Origin of the sequence: Cryobacterium sp. PH31-O1 (genome assembly GCF_030063455.1) — a bacterium.
Taxonomy (GTDB): Bacteria; Actinomycetota; Actinomycetes; order Actinomycetales; family Microbacteriaceae; genus Cryobacterium.
The window spans coordinates 180,766-192,255 of record NZ_JASITB010000005.1 but is presented as its reverse complement, the minus strand read 5'-3'; the positions used below and the strand labels follow the sequence as shown (position 1 = coordinate 192,255).

General features: G+C 64.6%; 9 protein-coding genes. 5 read left to right on the top strand and 4 right to left on the bottom strand.

Annotated elements, in window-relative coordinates:
- The first annotated feature begins 15 nt into the window (after positions 1–15).
- Positions 16–537: a hypothetical protein gene (locus tag QMK31_RS12030; protein ID WP_283501185.1), complete on the top strand. Its 522-nt coding sequence runs from the start codon at positions 16–18 to the stop codon at positions 535–537.
- Here the strand turns inward: QMK31_RS12030 and legP are convergent.
- Complete coding sequence (gene legP / locus QMK31_RS12025) at positions 508–2,424, bottom strand: Dot/Icm T4SS effector Zinc-dependent metalloprotease LegP (RefSeq protein ID WP_283501184.1); 1,917 nt, start codon at positions 2,422–2,424, stop codon at positions 508–510. The two genes, QMK31_RS12030 and legP, sit on opposite strands and share 30 nt — an antisense overlap.
- 256 nt (positions 2,425–2,680) lie before the next feature.
- On the opposite strand from legP, the gene QMK31_RS12020 reads away from it, so the two are divergent.
- On the top strand, positions 2,681–3,157 hold the full coding sequence (locus tag QMK31_RS12020) for a VOC family protein (protein WP_283501183.1): 477 nt from the start codon (positions 2,681–2,683) through the stop codon (positions 3,155–3,157).
- Positions 3,158–3,183: 26 nt separating this feature from the next.
- On the opposite strand, the gene QMK31_RS12015 is transcribed toward QMK31_RS12020, so the two are convergent.
- Entirely contained in the window at positions 3,184–4,710 is a 1,527-nt protein-coding gene (locus QMK31_RS12015; RefSeq protein ID WP_283501182.1) for a maltokinase N-terminal cap-like domain-containing protein, read from the bottom strand.
- 233 nt (positions 4,711–4,943) lie between these two features.
- On the opposite strand from QMK31_RS12015, the gene QMK31_RS12010 reads away from it, so the two are divergent.
- Positions 4,944–5,126: a hypothetical protein gene (locus QMK31_RS12010; protein WP_283501181.1), complete on the top strand. Its 183-nt coding sequence runs from the start codon at positions 4,944–4,946 to the stop codon at positions 5,124–5,126.
- A gap of 562 nt (positions 5,127–5,688) precedes the next feature.
- Here the strand turns inward: QMK31_RS12010 and QMK31_RS12005 are convergent.
- The gene (locus tag QMK31_RS12005; RefSeq protein WP_283501180.1) at positions 5,689–6,189 is read right to left on the bottom strand and encodes a GNAT family N-acetyltransferase; all 501 of its coding nucleotides are present in this window, start codon (positions 6,187–6,189) and stop codon (positions 5,689–5,691) included.
- Between the two features lie 40 nt (positions 6,190–6,229).
- Positions 6,230–7,192 carry an ornithine cyclodeaminase family protein gene (locus tag QMK31_RS12000; protein ID WP_283501179.1) on the bottom strand — a complete coding sequence of 321 codons (963 nt, stop codon included), beginning with the start codon at positions 7,190–7,192 and terminating at the stop codon, positions 6,230–6,232.
- 221 nt (positions 7,193–7,413) lie between these two features.
- On the opposite strand from QMK31_RS12000, the gene QMK31_RS11995 reads away from it, so the two are divergent.
- Together QMK31_RS11995 and pflB are read left to right on the top strand one after the other, a co-directional pair.
- A complete protein-coding gene (locus tag QMK31_RS11995; RefSeq protein ID WP_502853126.1) occupies positions 7,414–9,111 on the top strand; it encodes an AMP-binding protein in 1,698 nt (565 codons plus the stop codon).
- Positions 9,112–9,191: 80 nt separating this feature from the next.
- Positions 9,192–11,486, top strand: a complete 2,295-nt coding sequence (gene pflB, locus QMK31_RS11990) for a formate C-acetyltransferase (protein WP_283501178.1) — start codon at positions 9,192–9,194, stop codon at positions 11,484–11,486.
- The last annotated feature ends 4 nt before the right edge of the window (positions 11,487–11,490 follow it).

Genomic DNA, 11,490 nt, shown 5'->3' with positions numbered 1-11,490 from the left:
GGCACCATGGGTGCCATGTCAGCAGATTCCGACCAAAACACCATGGTGACCGGCGTGATCGCGTTCGCCCAGCGGCCGACCGGTCCCTTCACGGTCACCGTGCTCGTGGAAGACGTGTCGCGAGCGGATGCCCCCAGCACCATCGTCGGCGGCGTTCACTTCGAAAACCCCGCGTTCACCGCGGACGAAGCCGCCGAGCTGCCGTTTTCGGTGAGCCTGCCGAGGGACGCGATCAGCGACATCCGTCGGCTGAATCTGCGGGTGCACGTGCGGGTCGGACACGATCGAGCGGATGACGTGCAAGCTAAAGAAGACACAGAAGCGCGCCAGAAGCCCGATTCGTGCGAGCGTCTGGCGCACTCAATGGCCCGGGAGCACCCCCGAGCCACGACCATGCCCGATTCCACCGGGCGCCCCGACCTCACTCGCCCGGACGTCACCGAGGGAGACTTCGTTTCCACGCAGTCCCACCCGGTGCGTTCTGACCCGGCGCGGTCGGGGCTGGCGTCAGTCCGTATCCCGGTTCTGCGTGTCTGACCGGTCAGCTGCCGGCACTTCGGCCTCGTCGAACGACGTGATCACGCCCCCGAGGCTTTCGTAGCCGGTGAGCGACGGACCCCAGGCAGCGCCGTTGAACCACTTGTGGAACAGTGCACTGTTGGTGCCGATCAGGAACACATCGAGCCGGCCAGACGACCAGGAGACGACGCGAGGCTGCGAGGTAGCGATACCGCCCATGTTCTCGTAACCGAGCACCGATGGCCCCCAAGCATTGCCGTCGAACCACTTGTGGTACAGAGCACTGTCGGTGCCGATTACAAACAGGTCCAACCGGTTCGGCCCCCAGGAGACGGCCTCGGGTTCTCCGATGACGATGCCGCCGAGCCGTTCGAAATCGTTCACCGACGGACCCCAGGCGCTGCCGTTCCACCACTTGTGGTAGAGCGCGCCATCCGTGCCCGTGACGAAAACGTCGAGCCGGTTGGGGCCCCAGGAGACCACGCGCGGCGACGAGGTGCAGACCCCGCCGAGCCGTTCGTAACCGGTCAGGGACGGGCCCCAGGCTGAGCCGTTCCACCACTTGTGGTAGAGCGCCCTGTCGGTTCCGATCACGAAGACATCGAGACGGTTCGGCCCCCAGGAGACGACCTCGGGCTGGCCGACGACGATGCCGCCCATGTTCTCGTAGCCGGTGACGGACGGACCCCACGCACCGTTGAACCACTTGTGATAAAGCCCGTGGTCACTGCCAACGACGAAGACGTCGAGCCGGTTCGGGCCCCACGCCACCACGCGCGGGTCACCAAGAATGACGCCGCCCATGTACTCATAGCCGGTCACCGACGGCCCCCAGGCGCTGCCGTTCCACCACTTGTGGTAGAGCGCGCTGTCGATTCCGGTGACGAACAGGTCGAGCCGATTCGGACCCCACGCCACGGTCTGCGGCGCGCACTCGGCGGTACCGCCCATGTTCTCGAACCCGGTGACCGACGGCCCCCAGGCTCCGCTGAACCATTTGTGGAACACGGCGCGGTTGGTGCCGAGAACGAAGGCGTCGAGCCGGTTCGGGCCCCACGAGACAACGGGGCTCGAGCTTGCCCTGGCAGTCTGTGGGTACATGAAGTTGACGGCGGCGATGTCACCCGCCGACAGCGCGGTGCGCTGCCCAATCTGGGCACCGGCCTGTACCGGCGTGATCGTCTCAAGCCCATTCTTTGAGAAGGCGGTTCGCGGGTAGTGCATGATCGAGCCATAGTCGTAGCCGCCGACATCATCGCCGTCAACGATGTGTTGGTCGAACTGGCTTTCCATGCCGGTTTCGATGTTGGCTACGTTGATGGTCACGAAGGTATTGCGGTCTTCGCGGCTCTGTTCGTGCCAGAGGCCGACCGCGTGGCCGATCTCATGGATGGCGTTGCCGGTGCTGCAGCCGGTGCCCAAACTGATGGTCTGCATGCCGTTACCCTGCATGCCAAGCATCGACCAGCATCCGCCGGCATCGCTGAACTCGACAAAGTCGGGAAACTGCGCGGCGTTGGCCGTGGTGCGTTCGGGAAAGCGGATGGGCGTGCGCGCCTCCCAGTGCGTGATCGCGTCCCGCACGCGCTGCTGGTTGGGCAGGGCGGCGTTTATCTGGAAGGGAACCTGGGCGTTGGGCCATCGAAAGCGAGCGCCGGTGATGATGACGCCCCGCGCTCTGGCGTCGTCCTGGTTCGCCGCGTCTTTGGTCTGCTCCAACTCGGTGACGGTGCCCAGCACGATGTCACCTTCGAACACGGCGAGGTTGTTGACCTTGTAGTACACCACTTCGGTCGGCCCGAACGTGACGCCGGAGATGATGCCGGAGGCCGCCTCACCCGCCTGAAACTCACCCTCGCTGACGAATTTCTGGTCGCCTCCGGGGCCGGAATTGTTATCTGCCATGGAACTGCTCCTTGTATGTTCTGTTCCCCACTGGCACTGGCCGGAATGGGCGGTGCCAGAACTGGGCGCCACCAGGATTGGCACTGCGCCCGCTGGCGGTCACGCTACGCCGCCGGGCGTTATCGGAGCGTTACTCGTGGTCCAGGGGCGGTGCGGGGTCGCGTTCGATGGCGCAATACCGCTGTCGGTCGCCCTGGGTACTATGGCTGAAATCGTCCACCCTGAGGTGGTCGCCCATGCCCCGAAGGAGTATTCAATGACGAGTATCAGCCCCTTTCTCTGGTTCAACGGTCAGGCCGAAGAGGCCGCCGCGTTCTACGTCTCGATCTTTCCCAATTCGCGCATGCTCAACGTGGCGCGCTATCCCGAGGGCGGGCCGGCGCCGGCCGGCAGCGCCATGTCGGTATCATTCGTGCTCGACGGGCTGGAGATCCAAGGGCTCAACGCCGGACCGCAGTTTCCGTTCACCGAGGCCATCTCGTTCTTCGTGCAGGTTGACACGCAAGAGGAGATCGACAATTTTTGGGACCAGCTCACCAGCAACGGTGGGCAGCCGGGGCAATGCGGCTGGTTGAAAGACCAGTTCGGTTTGTCGTGGCAGGTGGTGCCGACCACGCTCGGCCAGCTGCTCAGCGACCCCGATCCGGCGCGGGCCGGCCGGGTGATGGCGACGATGATGGGTCAGACCAAGATCGTCATCGCCGATCTGCGTGCCTCGGCCGACACTGAATAGGGCAGTTCCGTTGCGTTCAGCGCGGCTCAGCCGACCAGCCGTTCGATGGCTGCGAGGGGGATCGGTAGCCAGTTCGGGCGGTTGCGAGTCTCGTAGACCGCTTCGTAGAGCGCTTTATCGAGTTCGAAAGCGTCGAGGAGGTCGCTCTGCTCGGCCAGCTCGATGCCGGACTGTTCGGCATACCCGTTGAGGAAAGCGCCACGGCAGGCTGTTGCCCACTCGAAGATAGTAAGCGGGGTCGGCAACGATGCGTCAACCTTCTCGGCGCCGGCAGGCTGCGCCGTCGCGGCGGCTGTTGCCGTCATCGCCCCCGCCACGTAGGAGAACGACCGCAACATACCCGCGACGTCCCGCAGGGGAATATCGGGCCGGGTGCGCTCCCGCAGGGTGCGCAGCGGTTCTCCCTCGAAGTCGAGCAGCACCCAGCCGCGGCCCTGCACGTCGAGAACCTGGCCGAGGTGGAAGTCACCGTGGATGCGCTGAAGCCGCGGCCAGGTCGCGGTCTCCGCCCGGGCAAAAACCGCCTCGATGGCGTCGCTATGCCTGGCCAGAGTGGGTACTTCCTGCAGGGCCTGACTGCAGCGCAGCCGCATCTTCGCCATTTCCTCGGCGATAACCGCGGGCGTCGCATCGAGGGTCGGCAGGGCGCTGGAAAGGTCGTGGTGCACTTGCGCGGTGGCTTGCCCCAGTCGAAAGGCGGGGGCGGTGAAGTCGTTCCCGGAGGCCGCAGCGACCAGGGCGGTCCGCCACGCATCCGGGGCGTCGGGCAGAAACTCCTGGGCGAAGGCGAGATGGCCGGTGGCACGGCTGCCGGGTTCGGCGGGGTCGTCCCACTGGCCGAGGACAGCGCCGAACGGAAGCGGTATCCGATGCGATCCGGCGCTGGCCAGAGCGGCCTGCACCGTCACATCCGGATTCTCGCCGGCATGGATGATGCGAAAAACCTTGCAGATGATCGGCGTGGTCGGTGTGCCGGTCGCATCGGTTCGCTGCACGATGATGGACGTATTGGATTGCTCGCCGCTCAGCACACGACTCGATACCACCTGCGCTGTCGACGGGATCGCCGCCTCCGGTCTCAGGTCTTCGCCACGCGCGCTGGCCGACCAGCGCTCGGTCTCCTGCGGGCGGGCCGATGTGGACACGCCACGCTGTTCCATGAAAGCGAGCAATGCGGCCGCGAAGGCGGGATCGTGGGGTGCGTCGTAGATGAATCGTGCCTGGTCGGAGCCTGGGCCCCGCACCGTGATCAGGGCGTCGGCACCACCGGGCAGCTCCGAGGAGCGTTCCGTGGTGGGCAGTTGGTACAACGTCAGGCCGAGACTGGCGGTGTCCAGCACCAGGTCGACGCGAATGCTGACGCCGGTCTCTGGGGAGGCGAGGGAGAAATAGCCGATGCTGCGCAGGGCCGGTACGTGTCCCTTGTTGCCGAACCACCGCTGGGTTGATACCCAGGCGTTGACGTAGTCGGGAAGGGGGGTGCCCCGATGAGTCGGGGCGAGGTCGGGATTGGCGGTGCGGCGTGCATTGTGGGCGCGGTCTCCATCGATCATGCCGCCAGCGTAGCCTCCTCACCCGTGCGGCGTTCAATAGCGTGGGGCTCCGCTGCTACGTGCCGGAACGCTGCCTGGTTGATCCGACGGGAAATGGCCACCCGTTCGTCAAGCTGTCAATCGGGATTACGCAAATCAAGCGATATTTCGAAGAGTGTTGGAATTGTCGACAATAGACGAACGGTAGTCGAAGCCTGGCGCGCATCCACAGCACCCTTACGACGGAGACCCGCATGTGCCTGACCGTACTGCAGCCTTCGTATCGGGTTGCCGAGGAATGGATCGCGGAGCACCGCGGCATCGCCGAGGCCATTTTCGACGGCAACGGGCCGCTAGCCGAAATCCGGTTGGGCGACCACGAAGACGACGCGCTGGCGCGACTGACGAGCGCGCCGGCATCCGTTTCGATCGCCTGAGGCACACGGGCGCGCTGAGGTAGGTCCCGGTTAGGACCGAGAACCCAGAAAACGGATGTTCCGGTGAATGTTCGGGTCATCCATTGACGAAGTTGCCCTTGAACTCAGTGCTACTGAAATCTCTGGGCAGACGCGAGCGCTGGGAAAGCGACTCGCGGCAGGCGCGCCGATTCAATCCGGATACTCGTGCGTGAACACCCTGTGCAGGAGAGAACGTAGAGCGGAAGAGACACTCTGAGGGCCTGGGCCGGATTGGGTTTCAGGTCGGCCTGGGACTTACAAAACGGGCAGGTAATTCGCATGGACTATTTCCCTCGGCTGAAATCCGCGCAAGCGATAACTCGCGTCAGGTTGACCATAGGGGCATCGAGGAATACCCGCACCCCCTTGATATTCTCCCGCCGGTGTGTATACAGAGTGGTGTGTCTATCGCGTCTATCCGATAATTCTCAGTGCCAGACCGCAGCGGTAGCGCTGGAAAGTGTCAACAAAGACGGTTTCTGTATACACAGATTCTCTATGACAGCCCATGCAGAAGCTCTACTACGGCGGCCGCACTGGGCTAAACGGATGCCGCCAACAGGCTAACGACGACGGTATCGTCCTTGGTCGAGAGCTGGCCGACCTCGACAAACCCGAGACGGCCGTGGAACGCGAGCGAACCCGGGTTCGGCGGCTCCAGGTTGACCTCGCAGAGCACCTCGGCCAGTACCTCGCGGCGGGCGGCGCCGAAGATAGCGTCGTAGAGCACCTGGCCAAGGCCTTGGCCGCGAAACCCGTCGGCCACGACAATACGGTCAACGTAAAGAAAATCGGTGGAACGGCCAGAGAACCAGCGATAGTTCTCGCTTTCGTATTGGGCTCCTGAAACGAAGAGAATGGCGAAGCCAAGCGCGGTCTCGACGGCGTCGTCGTCGACGACGGCGACCGCGAGGTGGCTGTGCTCGACCAGCTCGGCCAGCGCATCAGCGTTCAGCTCATTGACCGCAGGAACAGCGGCGTTGTTCAGGGCAAGGAGCCTCGGAAGATCGGCGGGAATGAGGGTACGAATTGAATAGGTCACCCTTCAACGATATGCCGTTGCGAACTAGTCGGGCTGCTCGCTAGCGCTGGCCGTGTCTGGCGCCGGCCTGGTACACCGCGGTTGCAATCACCAGGTCTTCCCACGACATTCCCGTGCTCTTGAAGATGCGCGGCCGGTGCGGATCGATCTCGGCGGTGCCGAGCACAATATCGCGAAGGGGTACAAGGTCGGTCGGGCCGATGGCGCCTTCAAAAACTGCCAGGATCACATCGCCGGCTTCACGCTTTGCCGTTGCCAGGTCTTCGACGACGACCTGGGAGCGTCCGAGGAGCGCAGAGTCAAGTTCGCGCGCATCCGCTTCATGGGAACCGACCGCCACGATGCAGCACTCATCAGGCACGAGCGATCCGTCGAAAAGCGGCGTGCGAGCCGTGGTGGCGCATACCACCAGCTGCGCCGAAGCCACGCCAGCGGCTGTACCGACCCGGGCCGGAAGGCCGTTGTCGGTGACCCGGGCGGCGAAGAGCGCGGCGCGGGCCTGGTCGCGGCCAACGATGGTTACCCGGTTGATTGAGCGGATGGCCCGCATCGCCTCGATATGGCCCCAGGCCTGCGGCCCGGAGCCGAACACGACCAGGTGCTCCACCTCGGCCGGGGCCAGGTAGTCGGCGGCGGCGGCGGACACTGCCGGGGTGCGCAGCGTGGTGATCGCGGCACCATCGAGCAGGGACAGCGGGGTAAGTGTCACGGCGTCCAGCAGCAGATAGACGCCCTGAATGCGCTCCCGGCCGAGTGCCGGGTTGCCCGGCGCAACCGAGGCCACCTTGATGCCAACGAAGTCCGCAGCTTCGGTGGGCATCAACAACAACTGACCGTTCGCGACCGGCAACACCTGCCGGGCGAAATCCTGCGCCGGGTTGAGCCCGGCCGTGAGTGCGTTCTGCACCGCCCGAACGGCCGTGCGGTAGTTGACCCGCTCGAAAATCTCCGCGGCAGAGACCAGGGTTGCGAGGTTTTGGTGGTGTTCTGGTGCGAATGTCATCCCTGGCAGACTATCGGCCCGGCACCGGCCGGCCTCGAGCCCTGCCAGAATGAACTGTCGCCGTTTCGCACCTGGCGACTCGTTCGAGGAGACAACGGCGTATGACTCACCAGGTGAGCACGAACACGGGCAACACGGGCAACACGGGCAACACGAGCGCGCTGAACACGAGCGCGCTGAACACGAGCGCGCTGAACACGAGCGCGCTGAACACGAGCGCGCTGAACACGAGCACGCTGAACTACCTTGCAGCACGCGACCAGCTGCTGGCACTGCGGGACGATCACGCCCGCGCGGCGCAGGAGTTTCGCTGGCCGGATGTGGGGGAGCACTTCAACTGGGCCACCGACTGGTTCGACGTGCTCGCGCGCGGCAACGACAAAATCGCCCTTTGGATCGTTGAAGAAGACGGCAGCGAGCAGAAGTTCACGTTCGACGAGATGGCCCGCCGGTCTGACCGGGTCGCCACCTGGCTCAGCCATCAGGGTGTGCGGCGCGGCGACCACGTCATGCTCATGCTCGGCAACCAACGGGAGATCTGGGAGGCGATGCTCGCCATCATGAAGGTCGGCGCCGTCATCATGCCCACGAGCGCCGTGCTCGCCTCGCACGACCTCACCGACCGGGTGCGTCGCGGCGGTGTCACCCACGTGATCGCCAACTCTGCCGACGCGGCCAAATTCGACGACGTACCCGGCGAGTACACCCGCATCGGCGTCGGCGAGCCTCGCACCGGCTGGGCCGATTTCGCCGACGCCTACCGGGTCACACCAGAGCCGATCACGACGGTCGTCGCATCCGCTGACCCGTCGCTGATCTACTTCACCTCCGGCACAACCAACAAGCCGAAGATGGTGTTGCACTCGCAGACCTCCTACCCGGTCGGTCATCTGTCGACCATGTATTGGCTGGGCCTGCGCCCCGGCGACGTGCACCTCGCCATCAGCTCGCCCGGCTGGGGTAAGCACGCCTGGAGCTGCTTCTTCGCCCCGTGGATCGCCGAGGCCACCGTCTTCGTCTACAACTATTCCAAGTTCGACCCCAACGCCCTCATCGCGCAGCTGCACCGCGCAAAGGTCAGCACCTTCTGCGCGCCGCCCACGGTCTGGCGCATGCTCATCCAAGCGGATGTCGGCGCCCGCCCCGAAAGCCTGCGCGAGTTGCTCTCCGCCGGTGAACCGCTCAATCCCGAGGTCATCCGGCAGATCGACAACGGCTGGAAGCTGACCATCCGCGACGGATTCGGTCAGACCGAGACCACCGCCATCGTCGGAAACGGGCCCGGATCGGTGCTGAAGGCCGGGTCGATGGGCTTGCCCCTGCCCGGCGTCTCGATCAAACTGCTCGACCCCATTACGGAGTTGCCCGCCGACGAGGGCGAGATCTGCCTCGACCTCTCGCAGAGCCCGGTCAACCTCATGAGCGGCTACCACGGCGAACCCGACCTCACCGCGCACGCCATTCGCGGTGGCTTCTTTCACACCGGTGACGTCGCCACGGTAGATGCCGACGGTTATCTCACCTTTATCGGCCGCACCGACGACGTTTTCAAGTCGAGCGACTATAAGGTGTCACCGTTCGAGGTGGAGAGCGTGTTGCTCGAACACCCGGCGGTCGCCGAGGCCGCGGTTGTTCCCGCGCCCGACACCACGAGGTTGAACATTCCCAAGGCCTACATTCACCTCGCCCCGGGCTGGGAACCGAACGCCGAGACCGCCGAAGCCGTGCTGCGGCACGCCCGCACCGGCCTGCCCGCCTACATGCGGGTGCGGCGGGTGGAGTTCTTCGATCTCCCCAAGACCATCTCGGGCAAGATTCGCCGGGTCGAGCTGCGCGAGCGCGAAGATGATGCGGCCGCCAGCGGTGTCCCTCTGCCAGATGAGTGGCGCGACGACCAATTTCCGGGGCTAAAGCGCTAGGGGCATCCGCTTTCAATAGCGCGCAAAAGAGGGGACTAACGGCCCGAGACAGCCGCCGTTGTGATCGTTAGCGTGGAAGTATGACCCTCCTCGATACCCCGCGTTCCCTGGCTGATGACCCGACCGTCGCTGACAACGGCTGGGCCGGCTTCACCGAGGGGCCGTGGCAGCACGGCATTGACGTGCGCGATTTCATCCAGCGCAACTACACGCCCTACACCGGGGACGCGAGCTTTCTGACCGGAGCGACCGAGCGCACCCTCGGCCTCTGGAACAAGCTCTCGGCGATGTTTCCCCGGGAACGGGAGCTTGGCGTCTACGACGTCGATCCGACCACCCCGGCGTCGATCACCGCACACGCCCCAGGCTACATCGACCGCCCGAACGAGATCATCGTCGGTCTGCAAACGGATGCCCCGCTTAAGCGCGCCATCATGCCCTTCGGCGGCTGGCGCATGGTCGCGACCAGTTTGGAAACCTATGGGTACCCGGTGTCGCCGGAGCTGGAGACGATCTTCACGACGTACCGCAAGACCCACAACGACGGCGTCTTCGACGTGTACCCGCCCGCGGTCAAACGGGCCAGGCACAGCCACCTCATCACCGGCCTGCCGGATTCCTACGGTCGCGGCCGCATCATCGGCGACTACCGCCGGGTTGCGCTCTACGGGGTGAGCGCACTGATCGCGGCGAAGAAGCTTGAACATGCGGCGCTAGATGCCCAGCCGAGCACCGAAGACGTAATTCGCTCCCGCGAAGAGAACGCCGAGCAGGTGCGTGCCCTGAAAGAACTCATTCAGATGGCCGCCACCTACGGTTTTGACATTGCTCGGCCCGCGAGAAGCGCGACCGAAGCGGTGCAGTGGCTGTACTTCGCCTACCTCGGCGCGGTCAAGGAGCAGAACGGTGCCGCCATGTCGTTCGGCCGCACCAACGCGTTTCTCGATGCCTACCTCGAACGTGACCTGGTGGCGGGGATCCTGACCGAAAGCCAGGCCCAGGAACTCATCGACGATCTCGTGATCAAACTGCGCATCGTACGCTTTCTGCGCACCCCAGAATACGACCAACTGTTTTCCGGCGACCCCACCTGGGTCACCGAATCGCTCGGTGGCATCGGCCTCGACGGGCGCACCCTCGTCGTCAAAACCGCATTCCGGTTTCTGCAGACCCTGTACAACCTGGGCCCGGCGCCGGAGCCGAACCTCACGGTGCTCTGGAGCGACCGGCTGCCAAGCGGATTCAAACGTTTTTGCGCGCAGGTCTCCATCGACACCTCGGCCATTCAGTACGAGTCCGACGACCTCATTCGTGAGGCCTGGGGCGACGACGCCGCCATCGCGTGCTGCGTCTCACCGATGGGAGTCGGCAAGCAGATGCAGTTCTTCGGTGCGAGGGTCAACGTCGTCAAGGCGCTGCTCTACGCCATCAATGGTGGCCGCGACGAACTGACCGGCGAGCAGATCGGGCCGGTCACCGACCCGCTGCTCGATGACGTTCTCGACTACGACACCGTGTGGACGGCCTACCTCGCGAGCCTCGAATGGCTCGCTGAAACCTACGTCGACGCACTTAACTGCATTCACTACATGCACGACAAATACGCCTACGAACGCCTTGAGATGGCCCTGCACGACGGCACGATCCTGCGCACGATGGCCTGCGGCATCGCCGGCCTCAGTGTCGCCGCAGACTCCCTCGCCGCCATCAAGTACGCCACCGTGCGACCGGTGCGCGACGATACCGGGCTCACCGGCGACACTGATCTCGTCGTCGATTTCGTGATCGACGGCGACTACCCGGCGTTCGGCAACGACGACGACCGGGTCGACGCGATCGCGGTCACCATCGTCGAAACCTTCATGGCCATGATTCGCAAGCATCCCACGTACCGCAAAGCCGTGCACACCCAGTCGGTGCTCACGATCACCTCGAATGTGGTCTACGGCAAGAAGACCGGTAACACTCCCGACGGTCGCCGGGCCGGCACGCCCTTCGCGCCCGGAGCCAACCCGATGAACGGCCGGGACACGCACGGCATGCTCACCTCGGCACTGAGCGTGGCAAAACTGCCGTACTCCCAGGCGCAAGACGGTATCTCCCTGACCAACACGGTCGTACCGGCCGGGCTCGGTCACACCCCGGCCGAGCAGGTCAGCAACCTGGTCGGTCTCATCGACGCCTACACTCTCGCCAACGGCTACCACCTCAACATCAACGTCCTCAACCGGGAAACCCTCGAAGACGCCATGGAACATCCGGAGAATTATCCGCAGCTGACCATTCGGGTGTCGGGTTACGCCGTCAACTTCGTACGGCTGACCCGGGAGCAGCAGCTCGACGTGATCAGCCGTACCTTCCACACGAGCGTCTGACACC